A 17511-nucleotide genomic window follows, 5' to 3' on the forward strand; every position below is an offset into this window, starting at 1 on the left:
AAACGTTTCTTTACAGAACAAGAAGCCCTGAACCTCACACTATGACTGAGAGAAAGAACATCACCATCATGGGAGCCGGACTGGTTGGTTCGCTGCTGTCGCTATACCTGGCCAAGCGCGGTCACAAAGTGGACATCTACGAGCGCCGACCCGACATGCGCAAGATCCTGCTTGATGGTGGCCGTTCGATCAACCTCGCCCTGAGCGACCGCGGCTTCAAAGCGCTTAGAGGTATAGGTATAGAAGAGGCTGTGCGCAAAGTGGCTATACCGATGCATGGCCGCATGATGCACGATGAACAGGGCAAGCTCACGTTTCAGCCGTACGGTAAAGAGGGGCAGTCGATCTATTCGGTTTCCCGTACAGGGCTGAACGCTGCTTTGATGAATTTGTCGGAGCCAAATCCCGATATCACCTACCACTTCAATCGCCAACTGCTAGACCTGGACCTGCGCCAAAGCAAAGCCACACTGCGCAATCACGAAACAGGCGAGCTGGAAGAGCTGCAAACCGAAATGCTGTTCGGAGCCGACGGGGCTTTTTCGATGGTGCGCAACGCCATGCAGAAAACAGAACGTTACAACTACTCACAAAGCTACCTGGAGTACGGCTACAAGGAGCTGACCATACCGCCAGCCGCAGACGGTGGCTGGGCACTGGAGAAGAACGCCCTGCACATCTGGCCACGCGGCAACTACATGATGATCGCCCTGCCCAATATCGACGGCAGCTTCACCTGTACCTTGTTTTTCCCTTACGAGGGTGAGCTTTCCTTTGAGAGCATCAAAACCGACGACGACCTGCTCAACTTTTTCCTGCAGACTTTCCCTGACGCCATACCTTTGATGCCTGACCTAGCCGAGGACTACTTCTCTAACCCGATCGGTTCGCTGGTGACGGTCAAGTGCTTCCCCTGGTCTTTCGAAGACAAAGCTCTACTGATAGGCGACGCCTGCCATGCGGTGGTGCCGTTTTACGGGCAAGGGATGAATGCTGGCTTTGAGGATATCACCGTGCTGGACCAGATGCTCGAAAACTTCGATGGGGATTGGGAAAGCCTATTCAAGAAGTTTGAGCGCAAACGCAAACCCGATGCTGATGCCATTGCTGACCTGGCCGTGATGAACTTCATCGAGATGCGCGACAAGGTGGCCGACCCGCGCTTCCTGCTCCGCAAGAAGATCGAGGGTAAGATCAACCAGCAATACCCCGACAAGTGGATTCCGCTCTACTCCATGGTAACCTTCACGGACCTACCTTATTCCTACGCCCTGGAGACAGGCCGTGAGCAGGACAAGATCATGAAAAAGGTGATGAAGCACATCAAGGCTGTGGAAGACTACGACAAGCCGGAGGTGCAGAAACTGCTGGAAAAGCAGCTTGTTAAGAAAGAGAAACTGAAAAGCTATCAGGCGCAGGAGGCGTAAAGCCTGCTGCGCCTGATAGCAAGAGAGAAGAGGTAAGTTTTATTTAAACAAATAAGCAGCGGTCAGGTAGAAGCCTTGATGGTTCTCATTTAGGAAAGCTCTCGAATCTGAACTGCTGAGATCTGTAGCCAGGTAACGGCCGTATTCATACCTAAACTGTAGTAAAGCGGAATGCCTGTCCGTTATCCGGGCTTTGACGCCCAGCGCACCTGTGAGCGCATGTGAAAACGTGGTGCCGATTTCTGTTTTTCTAACAGCACCTTCCTGTAATAGACCGTTGTGGTATACAGTTTTTTGAGTTCCACTCACATCACCACTCAGAATGTAATCACTTGTTATACCTGCACCGACATAAGGGCTGAACCTGCCATTTGAAGTAATAGTGTAGCGAAGCATGACAGGCAGTGACAAACGCTCCATGTCTATAGTATAGTTTCCATTGATTACATAAGATTCACGTGGGTATTCAAAGTTGCCAGCGTGATGTTCTTTGCTGTACATAGGTTCAATTTGCACAGATAGGCGTTCACTCTTTTTAGGAGAGATAAAATTGAATACAGCCCCGAATACAAAGTTGTTTGAATAAGGCAACTTTGCCCCTTTAAACCAGTGAATCGTGGTATTATGGTTGAACTGAAGCGCCGTTGAATAGCCGCCGGCAAATACGCCTATCTCGGTTTTGAGCCATGACTGCTTTTCTTTGTAGGAGATAGCGCTGGTTGGTGCTGCGCAATGATTATAATTTCTAACGATGGCCGTTACATCCGGCACATGCAGTCGCTTTTGTACTTTCAGCATCAACTTATCCGGTACCGGGCAGTCAAGAGTGAGGGAGTTGATCAGGATCAGGTGCTGGGTGGAAGTGCTCACCGTTTTTTGCTCGCCGATATGCTTCGTTATGTCCTGGTCGTCTGTCTGCAGGTATAAGTGTTTCAGCCCATTGTTCTCCTTCTCCAGGTATAGCAAGTTGTCTTGTGTATAAAGGGTAAGCTTTCCTTGCTCCAGTACCTCTACAAACATGCGGTTCAGTGTCCCGTCTGTTGCAGGTACCTCTTTGCTCATAAAGGGGGCCTCACCTATGATACCATAGGCCTGAATGTCGGCAGGGAAATATTCTGTGACATCTGCGTTTTCTGTCGTTTTAAACAGGCCGCTCTTGTAATTCTGCTTGCCTTCCCGGTAGCGCACCAGACCTTTGGTTGTATCACCGGCAGCCTGCACAATAAAGCCAGGCCGGAATGTCTGGGCAGAAGAATAAAAAGGAGTCAGCAAGGCCACGACAGCCAGACAGGGGAGTAAAAATTGTTTCATAAACTGAGGAAGAAATAGTGAAGATGAACAAGGCCGGAACTACTTATGGCTCCGACCTTGATCAGGTATAATTCAGATTGGGGTATGCAGCTTAAAAGTAGAAGCCGAAGAGGACTGACAATGTCCTTGTATCAGAGTCAAGTGCATTGGTAATTCTATTAACGGCAGCTTGATCATGCAAATCCAGCCCCAATTCATAGCGAGCTTCCAGTGATAGCCTGTGCTTACTCAGGTTGAAATACGTGCCGGCACCCACCATAATGCCTTGCTGCATTTTTCCAAAGAAGTTCTCATCATCACGGTTCCTTTCGGTGGGTGTACTGTTCTGTGTTCTTCTGACATACTGGGTATGCTTGTAGTCACGCTGACTGAAGATGTTGAAAAAACCACCGGCGTTAACGAACGGCTGAAGCGTCTTGCCTGCAAAATCGTAGCGGAGAGCTGTCGTGAGCTTAATAGCAGAAAGCTTAATGTCGATTTTGTTATCATAGTAGAATTCAAACCATTCATAGCTGGGGTTCGCCTGATAGCTGTTGCTAAAATAACGACCCTCTACCAGGATAGAGGCATTCTCATTGATACGGGGGGAGTTGAGCAGCAGCGCGATACCAAAGGTAGGGTAAGTATTGGTGTTGAACTCAGCATTTTCCAGGTGGATGTATCTTTCGTCAGTGGCTGAGAAGTTAAGTGAGGTATGACTGATGGCTCCCACTAATCCCGGTTTGATGGCGAACCACTTCTTTGACTCCTTGAAAGTCGTTTGTTCTTCAGCTCCGCCAATGCAGCTGTTATACTCTTTCACCAGGTCCACCAGGCTTTTTTCAGCAAGCTTTACCCGCTCCACCTTGCTGAACATCGCAAAGCAATCCTGCATCAGCGTGTTCAGGGTGCGTACATGATGGTTGATGTCTCTTTGGGCTGTTACACCGTAGTTGTTGACGTACGTTTCCTTTGTGATATAAAGCTTATGAAGTTTGTCCGGATTGTCATTCTTTTCGACAAAGAATGTGCCCTTGTAAACATAAAGGCTGAGCGTACCCCGAACAAGTTCCTGCATGAACACATACTCAGCAGCCAGCGTGTCAGCGTGATCAAGGGTGCGGGTGCGGTAGTTCCTGTCGCCCGGAAAACCATAGCCTGAGAGGTCATTAGCGGTATAAGATGTGGAGGCTGATTCTCCGTTTCTCTTGAAACCGATCGTTTTGCCAGTCGCGTCAGTGCGGTAGCTCACCTGCCCCTGCAGTGTATCGCCTTGTGGTATTACGACATAGCCTGGCTTGTAATCACTTTGCGCCATAGTGGGCATAGCCAGAAGAACACTCATGCAGAGTGTCATAAGTTTGTATAGGTTTTTCATAAAAGCAGATTGGTGACTAAATATAGGAGGATATATTTATATAAGTTGATCTGCTAAAAGAAATTTTATTCAAAAACTCAGTCAAGGACAACCTCTGTTATGTGATTTAATTGTCAGCCGATTATGGCAGGGTTTTTGGGTCCTTAAGCAACTGAAGGCAGGCCTCCGAAAACTATTTTTCTGAAATAAGGTATAGTTTAAGTGGTAATCGAGAGAACCTGCCTTTCTTTATTCATCATTTCAAAATTTTTAACCCCGAGTCTCATGAATATTTTACATAAACTGAAGGCCACTGCCGTGGCAGGACTTGTTGTAGGCTTCGTGTCAATAGGCGGTAGCGCAGTAGCCCAGCAGGCTACTCCTCAGAAAGCACCGCAGCAACAGGCGCAAGCTATTTCTGATCAGGATATCAAGCTCTTTGTAGATGCCAGTACCCGTTTGATGGAGCTGCAACAGGAAAGCGAAAAAGCCATGCTGGTGATTCTGGAAGAAGAGAAACTAAGCGTTGATAAATTCAACACCCTGGCGCAGGCACATCAGCAGCAGAAGCTGGCTGAAGCCGAAGGCACAGCAGAAGAGAAGGCCGCTTTCAACAAAGCGATCGGCCGTATGATGGAAATGCAACCTGACATTGAAAAGAACATGCAGGCAGCTATTCAGAAAGATGGCATGTCAGTAGAGCGCTACGAGCAGATCATGCTGGCTTACCAGCAGGACCCGGCCGTGCAGGCCAAGATCCAGAAAATGATGGGTTTGTAAAAGCTCTCAGGTATAAAGCACAAAAAAGCTTCGCCGAATTCCGGCGAAGCTTTTTTATTGGGCTTAGTTCTGGGTGAACTCCAGTATCTTAAAGGTCTTGCTGCGCTTGTCGAAATAGCCATAGTGCAGCTTGTTGTTGCCATAGCGGTATAGTGTCTTATACTCTGGCTTCTGCTTCAGCTCTTCTTCATAAGCCTCTATCTTGTCCTGCACGGTGGCGGCGGCACTGTCATCTTTTGCTACATAAGCTTTGTCGAGCGTCTCACTATCGAGCACAGCTCTGAAATAGGTGCTCGTTCCAGGCCCCACCGGCTCACCCGATCGGTTATAAAACGGATCGTAGTAGTAGCGGTTGTACGGGAACATGCTGTAGCTGTACGGTAAGGTATAGGCGGGTACCCAGCGTCCTGGCATCAGGTATAGCCCACGTGAGGTCTGAATAAAGCGATCGGGCGTACGCACCAGTCTGCCCGGGTCTCCGTTTATGTTGCGGCGGCTTGGAGGCTGGTACGAACCGATGGTAAGCTGCAGTGTGCTGTCATTGAAGGCATCTACCGTAATGGCAGGTTTGCCCGTCGATAGGTTGCGCATCACCTTAGAGGTCTTCTCGATCACGCTATTGCCTGACGAGAACAAGGCGCCTGCTCCCCGCTGGTGCACTGGCGTAGCTTTAATGTCGATATCCTGATCAGCCGTATACCTGTACTCCTTGATTGGCTGCAGGGTGTTGAAGTTAAAGGCGGTCAACGTAAATTCGTCTTTCTCCAGTTGTACCCGGAACAGGGTGTTGGCATGCAGGAAAGAGTTAAAATTGGACGCGCTTTTAACGGTCAACGACGGCAGTGTACGGTATTCGGTTTGGCCACTGGGCCAGTCGAGTGTCAGAATCTCAGTGGTCAGTTCATTCTTCTTGCCACGCAGCGAGAAGCCGTCGAATACCAGGTATAGCTTATCACCGCGGGTATAGATCTTGCTGCGGTGCTGACCGGCAAACACGGTGCGCTCCAGGTCGGGGTGCACAAAGATCAGTTCCTGCTGGCGTTCGCTACGGGTACGGGTGCGCGGCAGGTCCGCCATCTGGAAGGTCTTCTTCTCGTAGTAGCTTTCATCCAACTCACGGTGCAGGATCAGGTTATCCTTTTTGTCGGTATAGATCATGTAAAAATGAGATGCATCGGCAAAGGCGCCGACAAACGTCTCGTTTCTGTCACGGCGCAGCGGCACATCGGGCAGGCTACGGAAACCACCGCTATACCTGTTCACGGCAAAAGGGCGCACAAACTCTTTGCTGCCATTTACATACCGGCTATAAAATACAAACTCAGTATCGGTTACGCGGGTACCCAGCACCTGTGGCTGCTGGCCATTGCGGTACGGTATCTCCTGAGTCGCTACGGTCTGCCCTTTGGCATCTACCAAGCTAAAGTGCAGCTTGCCACCCTGAAAGAAGTAGAGGCAGACATTACCGTCTCCATCGGCCACCGACACCAGATCTTCTGCCCGGCGCAAGGGCAGCTCCAGGCTGGCGAACTCCTGCTGCGCACGCACCTCAGGTGCAGCAATACCGAGCAGGAGCAAGGCTAATATTATATATCGCATAAGGCTATTTATTAGGGATTTATCTGAAGTAAGATAGCAAATTTCTAGCCAAAAAGAGAGCCCGGCTAAGGTATAGCCGGGCTCTGTGTTCACGCAGGTATAACCTGTGTTAAAACTCTGCATTCTTAGGCGTGCGCGGGAACGGGATCACGTCGCGGATGTTGCCCATACCTGTCACGAACTGCACCATGCGCTCGAAACCCAGACCGAAGCCGGCATGCGGACAGCCGCCAAAACGACGGGTATCCAGGTACCACCACAGATCTTCCTCGTGTATACCTACGCCTTTCATGCGCTCCACCAGTATGTCCATGCGCTCCTCACGCTGCGAACCACCCACGATCTCGCCTATGCCTGGCGCCAGAATGTCCATAGCGGCCACGGTTTTGCCGTCGTCGTTGAGGCGCATGTAGAAGGCTTTGATGTCTTTCGGATAGTCCGTTACAATCACCGGCTTTTTAAAATGCTTCTCCACCAGGTAGCGCTCGTGCTCACTCTGCAGGTCGATGCCCCACTTCACGTCATACTGGAATTTCTTCTTTTTGTAATGGTTCGAGTTGAGCAGGATGTCGATTGCCTCGGTATAGGTTACACGCTCAAAGTCGTTGTTCACCACAAACTCCAGCTTCTCGAGCAGCGTCATTTCCTGTCGCTCGTTCTGCGGCTTACTCTTGTCTTCTTCTGTCAGGCGCTGGCCCAGGAACTCGATGTCCTCGCGGTTGTGCTCCAGTGCATAGCGGATGATATACTTGATAAACTCCTCGGCCAGGTCAGCGTTCATCTTCAGGTCATAGAAAGCCATTTCGGGCTCGATCATCCAGAACTCAGCCAGATGACGGGCGGTGTTGGAGTTCTCTGCACGGAAGGTCGGACCGAAGGTATAGATATCACTGAAAGCCATGGCTGCCAGCTCACCTTCCAACTGACCAGATACAGTCAGGTTGGTGGCTTTACCGAAGAAATCCTCTTCGTAGTTCACCTGCCCGTTTTCGGTAAGCGGCGGGTTGGTTGGATCCAGCGTGGTTACGCGGAACATCTCGCCAGCGCCCTCTGCGTCAGAGGCCGTGATAATCGGCGTGTGCATGTATACGAAGCCCTTCTCGTTGAAGAACCTGTGCACGGCAAAAGCCAAAGAGTTGCGCACGCGGAACACAGCTCCGAAGGTGTTGGTACGGAAGCGCAGGTGCGCAATCTCACGCAAAAACTCCAGCGAGTGCGCTTTCTTCTGCAGTGGGTAGGTTTCCGGATCGGCTTTGCCCAGCACTTCGATCGTGTTGGCCATGATCTCGTAAGCCTGTCCCTTGCCCTGCGACTCTACCAGCTGCCCCGTAATAGCTACGGCAGCACCGGTGGTTACGTCCTTCAGGGACTCCTCGCCAAACTTCTCGGCATCGGCTACTACCTGCAGGTTCTGTATCGTGGAGCCGTCGTTCACGGCGATGAAATTCACAAATTTGTTGCCGCGCTTGGTGCGTACCCAGCCCTTCAATAAAACCTCGTTGCCTACACCGGCACCCGTCAGTAGCTCTTTTACTTTTGTGCGTTGCATGTTATTTCTAGTAGCGTAATGTGTCTGAACAAATTATAGGTTAAGGTACCTTTTTCTGCTCTTTAGCAAAAGCAGAAAAAGGTACGTAAAAAAGCGCAAACCAGCGGCCCTAATCTACTTAGGTAAAGTCCTGTAGCAGGCAAGTTGACCACTGTTGGCACCTGGGTGCAGCCCCTTTCCCAATAATCCCTCAAAGTAACGATATTTTAACCTTTTTTGTAAATGCAAGTAAAATTATCCTAAATTTGAAGGTGCACTGACAGGCGCCAAAATCCATTTTCACCCACTATGCAGCGACTCGATTTAAGACAACTCTTATCCCAGAAGTTATCGCCGCAGCAGATACAATTTATCAAGCTGCTGCAGATACCTACTGTTGAGCTGGAGGCACGCATAAAAGAGGAAATGGAGGTCAACCCCGCCCTGGAAGAAGGCCGTGAAGAGCCCGAAAACGAATACAGCGACTCCGAGTCAGATGACTACGACAGCGATGACGACTATGGCAAAGACGAAGTCGACATCAATGACTACCTGAACGACGACGAGATAAGCGGCTACAAGATGCAAGGCGACCGCGGTGGCGATGATGACGATGACCGCGAAATGCCCATCGCCATGTCCACCTCGCTCACCGATAACCTGATGGACCAACTGGGCTTCCTGGAGCTCGACGACAAGCAGTATACAATCGGCATGCAGCTTATTGGCAGCATCGACAGCGACGGGTACATCCGCCGTGACCTGAGCTCTATTGCCAACGACCTGGCCTTTTCGCAGAATGTGATGACCTCCGAAGAGGAGATCGAGCAGGTGCTGCACATGATCCAGACCTTCGACCCGGCAGGTATAGGCGCGCGTGATTTGCCGGAGTGCTTGCTGCTGCAGCTCGAGCGCCGTGAGCAGGACGAGACCATCCGGTTGGCCGAGCGCATCATCAAAGACTCATTTGACGAGTTCACCAAGAAGCACTACCAGAAAATACAGAGCAAGTTTGGCGTGTCGGAAGAAGAGCTGAAAAAAGCCATCGACGTCATCATCAAACTTAACCCGAAGCCAGGTGGCAGCGGTGCCGGCATGACGCGGGTGCAGTACATTATACCTGACTTCATCCTGACGAACGAAAACGGACAGCTGCAGCTTTCGCTCAACTCCCGCAACGCCCCGGACCTGCGCATCAGCCGCTCCTATGCCGATATGTTCGACGCCTACGACAAGTCGGACAAGAAGGACAAGAAGCTGAAGGAGACAGTGGCCTTTGTAAAGCAGAAGCTCGATGCTGCCAAGTGGTTTATCGATGCCATACGTCAGCGCCAGAACACACTGCTGCGCACCATGGAGGCCATCATTAAATATCAGCACGATTTCTTTCTGGAAGGCGACGAAAGTCAATTGCGTCCGATGATCCTGAAAGATATTGCCGAGGAGATCGGGATGGACATCAGTACCGTGAGCCGTGTGGCCAACAGCAAAGCCGTGCAGACTGAGTTCGGTATTTATCCGCTCAAGTACTTCTTCTCCGAAGGGATCGCCACCGATTCCGGCGAAGATGCCAGCAGCCGTGAGGTGAAGCATATTCTCAAAGAGATCATCGACAAAGAGAACAAGCGCAAGCCACTCTCTGACGAAAAGATAGAAAAGCTCCTGAACGACAAAGGCTACAACATAGCCCGCCGTACCGTAGCCAAATACCGCGAGCAGCTCAACATACCGGTAGCACGCCTGCGGAAGGAGCTTTAATAGAATGAATTAATTAATAAGGATGAATAATTAATTAGCCGTTCATTGCGAAGCGTATACCTGTCAGATAACTCAAAAATTTAGTCACTATTCATTCGTCATTAATAATTAGCCTTCCTTGAACCGCTCTCTTGCCCGCTTTTTGTCTGTTGCGTTTCACCCACTGCTGATGCCGACGTATCTGTTCGTCATCATTCTTTACTTTCTGCCAGTTTCCTCTATTTCGCTGCCTTTGCAAAGCCGCTGGATCATACTTGGAATGGTCTTCTTTAGCACCTTCATGGTGCCTGGGCTTGGTGCCTTTGCGATGTTCAAAACCGGCTTTATCGACTCATATGAGATTGACCGGCGTGAGCAGCGCAGCAAACCACTCCTGTTCACAGCCCTTTGCTATGCGGTCACGACTTACCTGTTTTACTCAGAGCCTGTTTTCGATCAGCTTTTCTATTTTGTAATGGCCGTGATCACAGCATCTGTCTTTGTGGCTTGGTTCGTATCCTTTTTCTGGAAGATCAGTGCGCACGGCATCGGACTGGGAGGAGCCTTGGGTGTGCTTCTGCTGGTGAACAAACTGATGCCCGAAGCAGGTTTGATTATGCCTATCATATTGCTGATCCTGGTATCGGGGGCGGTGCTCTCGGCCAGACTGGCGCTGCACGCTCATACCCCGGCGCAGGCCTATACCGGCTTTCTGACAGGGCTTGTACTAGTGCTTATGGCGGGTTTGGTAGCGCTATAGCCGTTTTTGCTCTTCAGGGTGATTATCTATACCTTTGGTTATCTCTACTATAAACAAACGACAACATGAACTACGAGTGCTTGCTATATGATGTGCAGGATGGCATTGCGACCATCACGCTGAACAGACCCGATGTTTTCAACGCCTTTAACGACAAGCAGAGCTACGAGCTGCAGGACGCCCTGAAGCAGGTGACCCGCGACGACAGTGTGCGGGTGGTTATCCTGACGGGTGCCGGCCGGGCCTTCTGCTCCGGGCAGGACCTCAAAGCCATCGCCAGTGCCGACAAGCGTGATCTGTCGGAGTCGCTTGAGAAAAGGTATAACCCGATCATCCGGGCGATGCGAAACCTCCCCAAGCCGATCATCTGCAAACTGAATGGTGTGGCTGCCGGTGCCGGTTGTTCCCTTGCTTTGGCCTGTGACCTGGTAATAGCTTCCACTGCCGCCAGCATGATCGAGGTTTTTGTAAACGTAGGACTGGTGCTGGACTCTGGGTCTTCGTTCTTTCTGCCGCGTGTCGTGGGTTCGCTTAAGGCGTTCGAATTGAGTACGCTGGGCTCCAAAGTAAGCGCTGAAGAAGCACTGCAGCTCGGCATGGTAAACAAAGTGGTAGCGCCTGAAGAACTGGACGCTGCCGTGGCTGAACTGGCCGCCCGCTACGCCGTGGCACCGACCAAAGCCATTGGTCTGATGAAGAAAATGCTTAACAAGTCCTTCAACTCTACTCTGGATGAGATGTTGGATTATGAGGCATACTGCCAGAAAATAGCAGGTAACTCAGCTGACTACAAGGAGGGTGTGACTGCCTTTAACGAGAAGCGCAAGCCGAACTTTACAGGTGCCTAACGCGATACACCTTATAACCTATACCTACTAGCCGGAACTTGTGTCCGGCTTTTTTTATACCCTGAATTTTAGGCCGTTTACCCACGCAGTCAGCCCCTTCACACATATCTGCAGTTATGATAGACGATCAACTACTTGTTATAGTATACATATAGTAGTATTCGAAGGGTAAATTAGCTTAAAATTATGAAAAATCAGTTTCTCCTCATCACGATAGTACTGTTGTGGGTGTTGCTGACGACACCTGTACACGGGCAGGACTGCAATGGCTATATGCTGCTAACTGAAAATGCTGAGTACGAGATACTCAACTACAACCAGCGCAACAAACTCACAGGCCGCATGCTTTACAAAGTAACCGATGTGCGACGCAACGGCAATAAATCGGAGGCTACGGTTCATACCCAGATGTATGACGAGAAGGGCAAAATGGCCAACGAGGGCAGCTATCAGGTAGGTTGTGAAAACGGTTCCATCTGGATAGACATGCGCTCGCTTATGAACCCGGATATGATGGAAGCTTACAAGAACATGGAAGTCAAAATGGAAGGCGACCACATGGACTACCCGGCCTCCCTAAGTCCGGGGCAGCAACTCAAAGACGGCAGCTTCACCATCAATGTCATAGACAAAGGCAGCGGCCAGAACATGAGTACGATCACAATGCAGGTGACAGGACGCACCGTGGGCAACAAAGAGCGGCTGGAGGTGCCGGCTGGTGCATACGAAGGCTTCAAGATAAACCAGGACATGGAGGTGCAGACCCGTGCCATGGGCATGAAAATGCCCGGTACCCGTATGCAAACGGTCGAGTGGTTTGTACCCGGCACCGGCTGGATCAAGTCAGAAACCTACCGCAATGGCAAACTAATGGCTTACAGTGTGCTTAACAAGATCAATAAGTAATCAGAAGGAATAGCCGATCGAGAAATTCAGCTGCGGAGAGGGTCCCACCGTGAAGACGGCGCCTTCATCAGAATGCACCACATGCCCGATGATGTTTTCCCTGATCAGGTCTCCGCCGTTGGTGGCATTGGCAATCTTAACCCGTCCCCCAAGTCCTCCTGACAGTTCTGTGGTAAAGTGTCGGCCCAGCCGGAACTGGTAGCCCAGGTGGTAGCTCAGGTCTATGGCATTCTGGTAGAGCCGGCCTACATACCTGAAATCGGGGTCGCTGGGCGGCACATCCGGCAGGTCAAACACATTACGCTCGAACACAATGAAACGGTAGCTGAACATGGGGCCGTGGAAAAAGCCGAAAGGAGCAGGTTTTTTCTTAGAAGTATAATAACGCTGACTCATCCGGATGCCGATGCCCATCACATCCTTTATATTAGTTGACCAGCCATCGCCCTTCATGTGCAGTTTGTAAAAATAACTCAGTCCGAACTCGTTACTGATACCGGGTGCGCGCACTTTTTCATAAGAAATGAAGACTTCTCCGTAGTGCAGCGGGTGTATCTTGAATACCTTGTCATGGTCCCGGTCAATGTTAGCCATCTCGGCACGATCCTCCCTTTCCTGCTCCGTTACCTGTGCATGGGTTGCGGTACAAATCATAAAACAATAGAAGAATACCAAAGCTGCGGTGGGGCGCAAGGCCAGGAATCGTGTCATAAGGTTTGGCTTAAGAAGGGTTGCAGGCTTGTTTCAGGTATATATCGTTTTATGCCTGAGATGGTTGTAGCCTTTTCCGCCTGTGCTGCATACCTCCTCACTTTAACCCGAAAAATCCTCCAAACAGCGGTTTTTTGACTGTGTCTACTATATTAAAAGCACATAATATAACAACATTGCATTAGGGGCGTATACCAATCTGTTCAAACTATTTTACTATTAACAAGAAATAACACTATGAAAAGAATTGCAACAACAGGATTAATGGCATGTGCCTTTATGTTCGGCACAATGGCCTGTGGCGGCTCGGGCAACGACAGCGTAGAACAGGCACAGGAAGCTACCGAACAGACCTTTGAGGACACTGCCATGGAGGACCGCAGAGTAGAGGCCTCTGAGTTTGTGACCAAAGCAGCCAGCAGCAGCATGATGGAAGTAGAGGCAGGTAAACTGGCGCAGGAACGTGCGACCAACCCACAAGTGAAGGAGTTTGCCGCCATGATGGTAAAGGACCACTCAGCGGCAAATGACGAGCTGCGCACGCTGGCAACCAGCAAAAACATCACGCTGCCTGACAGCATGAGCAACGAGCACATGGACCAGATGCGTGATTTGCGCGACAAGCAAGGCGCTGAGTTTGACAGAAACTATATGGACAAAATGGTGAGCGCGCACGATAGCGACATCAGCATGTTTGAGGATGTAGCAGAAGACGAAAACTACGCAGATGCGGATGTGAAGGCTTTTGCCAGCAAAACACTTCCAAAGCTGCGCCAGCATCGTGATCGTGCCCAGCAGATCAGAGACGCCCTTGGTAATAACTAAGCACTTGCTCTGATTTATTTTATAAAAAGACTATCTTGAGCATCTGCAGCCCTTTTGGTTGCAGATGTTCCTGTTTTAAACCCATGTGTATGATTCGGAAATTTACGGTGTATATGGCGAGCGCCCTGTTGCTGTTGGGCAGCACTTCATGTGGCGGAGACGATAGCATAGAGCAGGCCGCCGCCCAAAGCGTAGAGCAGTTTGAGGCTGCCGGTGTGCAGGGAATGAAAAACGATGCCCTGTTCATAGCAGAGGCCACCAGCGCAAATATGCTGCAGGTGCAGCTCGGCGACCTGGCTTTGGAGAGAGCTGTCAGCCCAGAGGTAAAAGAAATGGCGCAGGAGATGAGCACAGGTCACCGCCGTGTGATGGAAGACCTGCAGGATGTAGCTGTTCAAGGCGAATTTGTGGTGCCGAACGAACTGGGCAGTTCGCATCAGAAGGTATACGACGAGGTAAGTGGTGAAACAGGTATAGGATTTGACCTGGCCTATATCAAGCGTATACGCGAAGAGCACAATCGTTTGTTGAAACGCTACGAAGACATGGCAGAGAACGCAATCAATATGGATGTAAAGCAGTTTGCCTCCAAGCAACTGCCGCTCCTGCGGCAGCACCTGCAGAAGGCCGAAGCACTCGAAGACAGACTCGGAAGCATCTAGAAACGAAAAGTCCGCTGCTATACCTTAGCAGTGGACTTTTCAAATATGCTGAGCTATACCTGATCCTAAGCCTGACCGTTTTCGCGGTAGTGGCTGGTCTTGAGCTCCTCTTTCAGGAAGCGGGCGGTATAGCCTTTACCTTTTTTGACGATTTCCTCTGGCGTGCCGGCAGCCACAATGGTACCGCCGCCCTCGCCGCCTTCTGGCCCAATGTCGATGATCCAGTCGGCTATCTTGATCAGATCGAGGTTGTGCTCAATAATCAGCACCGAGTTGCCTTTGTCAGTCAATTTGTGCAGCACCTCGCTCAAATGCTCAATGTCCTGGAAGTGCAGACCCGTCGTTGGCTCATCCAGAATGTAGAGCGTTTTACCCGTATCTTTCTTAGAGAGCTCCGTTGCCAGTTTCACACGCTGCGCCTCACCGCCTGATAGGGTAGTCGCCTGCTGACCGAGGGTAATGTAACCTAAGCCCACCTCGTTGAGTGTCTGTATCTTACGCAGTATGCGCGGTTGACTCTCAAAGAACTCCACTGCCTGCTCTACCGTCATGTCCAGCACATCGGTGATGCTCTTTCCTTTGAAGCGCACTTCCAGCGTTTCGCGGTTGTAGCGCTTGCCTTTGCAGACTTCACATGGCACGTACACGTCCGGCAGGAAGTTCATTTCGATCGTGCGCATACCCGCACCTTCGCAAGCCTCGCATCGGCCACCCTTCACGTTAAACGAGAAACGACCTGGGTTATACCCTCTGATCTTGGCCTCCGGCAGTTGCGCGAACAGCGTACGAATATCGGTAAACACACCCGTATAGGTAGCTGGGTTGGATCGTGGCGTACGACCGATCGGTGATTGGTCTACTTCAATCACTTTGTCAAGATGCTCCAATCCTTCAATTTTCTTATAAGGAAGTGGGTCACGCTTGGCCCGGAAGAAGTGTGTGTTCAGGATAGGATAGAGCGTATCATGTATGAGCGAGGACTTGCCACTGCCCGACACACCGGTTACGCACACCATTTTGCCGAGTGGCAGTTCCAGTGTCACGTTTTTCAGGTTATGGCCGGTAGCCCCCTTTAGTTTCAGTACTTCACCCGTGCCCGGACGCTTCACACGCGGCACGGCTATTCCCCGGCGGTTACTCAGGAAGTCGGCGGTGGTGGTGCCGGCTTTCATCATGTCTTCTGGCGTGCCGGCGGTTACCACCTGCCCACCGTGTATACCTGCGCCCGGACCAATGTCCACCACGTAGTCAGCCTGCAGGATCATGTCCTTGTCGTGCTCCACCACAATAATGGAGTTACCCAAATCGCGGAGGTCCTGCAGGGCTTTGATCAGGCGCTCGTTGTCGCGTTGGTGCAGACCGATGCTCGGTTCATCCATGATGTAAAGCACACCCACCAGCTGCGTACCGATCTGGGTAGCCAAGCGTATACGCTGACTCTCGCCACCCGACAGTGTTTTCACAGGACGGTGCAGACTCAGGTAGTCCAAGCCAACATCCAGCAAGAAGCCTATACGTTTGCGGATCTCTTTGAGGAGTTCCCGGGCAATCACATTCTGGCGCTCGTTCATGCGGTCTTCCACTCCCTCAAACCAGGCAGCCAGTTTGTTGATATCCAGCACCGAGAGCTCACCTATATTCGTATCAGCTATCTTGAAGTGCAGGGATTCTTTTTTGAGTCTATAACCATTACATTCCGGGCAAGTGGTGGTCTGCGCAAAATCCTCTACCCAAGAGCGGATGTTGTCGGAGTCCGATTCCATCTGTCCTTTCAAGAAGTTCACGATGCCCTCAAACTCGACCACATAGTTGCCTTTTTTAGTATTCACTTCCAGCTCTTCTTCCAGGCCATAAAGCAACACCTTTAGCACATCCTCCGGCAGGTCTTTGATCGGCGTCGAAACCGACACCTTGAAATGCTTGAAAAGGGCCTCGATCTGCTTGAAGATCCAGATGTCTCGGTACTCACCCAATGGAGCTATACCTCCGCGACGAATGCTCAGACTCTTGTCAGGTATAACCGACTCCTCTGTGATTTCCTGTATCTCACCCAGGCCATTGCACACCGGGCAGGCACCGTAAGGGGAGTTGAACGAGAAGGAGTTCGGTGCCGGATCGTCATAGGCTATACCTGTGGCAGGATCCATGAGGTGGCGTGAGAAGAAGTGCGTCTTGTCGGCATCCACATCCAGGATCAGGACTGTGCCCTTGCCATGCGTGAGCGCATTCTGGATAGAACCTGACAAACGGAAGCGGTCTTCCTCCTTCACTACGATCTTGTCGATCACGATCTCGATGTCGTGAATTTTATAGCGGTCCACCTGCATCTTCGGAGCGATCTCCATCAGTTCGCCGTCCACACGGGCACGGATAAATCCCATCTTGCGGATCTGCTGGAACAGCTCGCGGTAGTGGCCCTTACGGCCTTTCACCACCGGCGCCAGTACCACGATGCGCTTGCCGTCGAAGTTCTCCAGAATGTGGTTTACGATCTGGTCGTCGCTCTGGCGCACCATTTTCTCACCGGTGACATAGCTATACGCCTCGGCCGTACGGGCCCAGAGCAGTCGCATGAAGTCGTAAATTTCGGTGATGGTGCCTACTGTGGAGCGCGGATTGCGGCTCGTGGTCTTCTGCTCGATGGAGATCACCGGCGAAAGGCCTTCTATCTTGTCCACGTCAGGTCGCTCCAGTCCGCCCATAAACGAGCGGGCGTAAGCCGAAAAGGTTTCCATGTAGCGGCGCTGTCCTTCGGCGTATATAGTGTCGAAAGCCAGCGAGGACTTACCCGAACCACTAATGCCGGTAAAAACGACCAGCTTGTAGCGGGGCAGCTTGATGGAAATGTTTTTGAGATTATGTTCGCGGGCACCGTATACTTCGATCTGCTGTGTTTCTCCGTTCTCAGAGAAGGCAGTGGCGGTGCCGGTTGCTGTGTCTTGCGCTTGATTAAAAGCCATTCAGGAATGCTTGATTTTAAATAGCAAAGGTACAAAAATATCAGCTCCTCCGGACTCGAAGATGCTAACCCTTCTTAACAGAGATCAGCGCTAAATGGTTTAGCTTTTAGCAATTATCCTT

General features: G+C 50.9%; 14 protein-coding genes. 8 read left to right on the forward strand and 6 right to left on the reverse strand.

From position 1 onward, the window contains the following. The first annotated feature begins 41 nt into the window (after positions 1-41). Positions 42-1427, forward strand: coding sequence for an NAD(P)/FAD-dependent oxidoreductase (locus Q1A54_RS00530; protein WP_299984222.1), 1386 nt, complete (start codon positions 42-44; stop codon positions 1425-1427). Positions 1428-1466: 39 nt separating this feature from the next. Here the strand turns inward: Q1A54_RS00530 and Q1A54_RS00535 are convergent, their stop codons facing one another. Both Q1A54_RS00535 and Q1A54_RS00540 read right to left on the reverse strand, forming a co-directional pair. After that, positions 1467-2738, reverse strand: a complete 1272-nt coding sequence (locus tag Q1A54_RS00535; RefSeq protein ID WP_299984224.1) for an outer membrane beta-barrel protein — start codon at positions 2736-2738, stop codon at positions 1467-1469. Between the two features lie 91 nt (positions 2739-2829). Next, positions 2830-4062, reverse strand: a complete 1233-nt coding sequence (locus tag Q1A54_RS00540; protein WP_299984226.1) for an outer membrane beta-barrel protein — start codon at positions 4060-4062, stop codon at positions 2830-2832. A gap of 297 nt (positions 4063-4359) precedes the next feature. On the opposite strand from Q1A54_RS00540, the gene Q1A54_RS00545 reads away from it, so the two are divergent. Next, the gene (locus Q1A54_RS00545) at positions 4360-4854 is read left to right on the forward strand and encodes a DUF4168 domain-containing protein (protein ID WP_196119201.1); all 495 of its coding nucleotides are present in this window, start codon (positions 4360-4362) and stop codon (positions 4852-4854) included. Positions 4855-4917: 63 nt separating this feature from the next. Here Q1A54_RS00545 and Q1A54_RS00550 read toward each other — a convergent pair whose 3' ends face one another. Together Q1A54_RS00550 and asnS are read right to left on the reverse strand one after the other, a co-directional pair. Beyond that, positions 4918-6453: a hypothetical protein gene (locus Q1A54_RS00550; RefSeq protein ID WP_299984229.1), complete on the reverse strand. Its 1536-nt coding sequence runs from the start codon at positions 6451-6453 to the stop codon at positions 4918-4920. Between the two features lie 109 nt (positions 6454-6562). Next, positions 6563-8002: an asparagine--tRNA ligase gene (gene asnS, locus Q1A54_RS00555; protein WP_196119199.1), complete on the reverse strand. Its 1440-nt coding sequence runs from the start codon at positions 8000-8002 to the stop codon at positions 6563-6565. A gap of 288 nt (positions 8003-8290) precedes the next feature. Between asnS and rpoN the strand changes: the two genes are divergently transcribed. The 4 genes from rpoN (at position 8291) to Q1A54_RS00575 (ending at position 12232) form a co-directional block, all read left to right on the forward strand. After that, positions 8291-9739, forward strand: coding sequence for an RNA polymerase factor sigma-54 (rpoN, locus tag Q1A54_RS00560; RefSeq protein WP_299984232.1), 1449 nt, complete (start codon positions 8291-8293; stop codon positions 9737-9739). Between the two features lie 169 nt (positions 9740-9908). Continuing rightward, positions 9909-10478 carry a hypothetical protein gene (locus tag Q1A54_RS00565; protein WP_299984233.1) on the forward strand — a complete coding sequence of 190 codons (570 nt, stop codon included), beginning with the start codon at positions 9909-9911 and terminating at the stop codon, positions 10476-10478. A 65-nt stretch (positions 10479-10543) separates the two neighbouring features. Then, complete coding sequence (locus Q1A54_RS00570; protein WP_299984234.1) at positions 10544-11326, forward strand: enoyl-CoA hydratase-related protein; 783 nt, start codon at positions 10544-10546, stop codon at positions 11324-11326. Between the two features lie 186 nt (positions 11327-11512). Beyond that, entirely contained in the window at positions 11513-12232 is a 720-nt protein-coding gene (locus Q1A54_RS00575; protein ID WP_299984236.1) for a hypothetical protein, read from the forward strand. Here Q1A54_RS00575 and Q1A54_RS00580 read toward each other — a convergent pair whose 3' ends face one another. After that, a complete protein-coding gene (locus Q1A54_RS00580) occupies positions 12233-12943 on the reverse strand; it encodes an ABC transporter ATP-binding protein (RefSeq protein ID WP_299984238.1) in 711 nt (236 codons plus the stop codon). It abuts the gene before it with no gap. A gap of 237 nt (positions 12944-13180) precedes the next feature. On the opposite strand from Q1A54_RS00580, the gene Q1A54_RS00585 reads away from it, so the two are divergent. Further along, complete coding sequence (locus Q1A54_RS00585) at positions 13181-13768, forward strand: DUF4142 domain-containing protein (protein ID WP_299984240.1); 588 nt, start codon at positions 13181-13183, stop codon at positions 13766-13768. 89 nt (positions 13769-13857) lie between these two features. Beyond that, a complete protein-coding gene (locus Q1A54_RS00590) occupies positions 13858-14430 on the forward strand; it encodes a DUF4142 domain-containing protein (RefSeq protein WP_299984242.1) in 573 nt (190 codons plus the stop codon). 65 nt (positions 14431-14495) lie between these two features. On the opposite strand, the gene uvrA is transcribed toward Q1A54_RS00590, so the two are convergent. Beyond that, positions 14496-17390 carry an excinuclease ABC subunit UvrA gene (uvrA, locus tag Q1A54_RS00595; RefSeq protein ID WP_299984244.1) on the reverse strand — a complete coding sequence of 965 codons (2895 nt, stop codon included), beginning with the start codon at positions 17388-17390 and terminating at the stop codon, positions 14496-14498. Positions 17391-17511 lie beyond the last annotated feature (121 nt).

This window comes from uncultured Pontibacter sp., assembly GCF_947502515.1.
Lineage (GTDB): Bacteria > Bacteroidota > Bacteroidia > Cytophagales > Hymenobacteraceae > Pontibacter.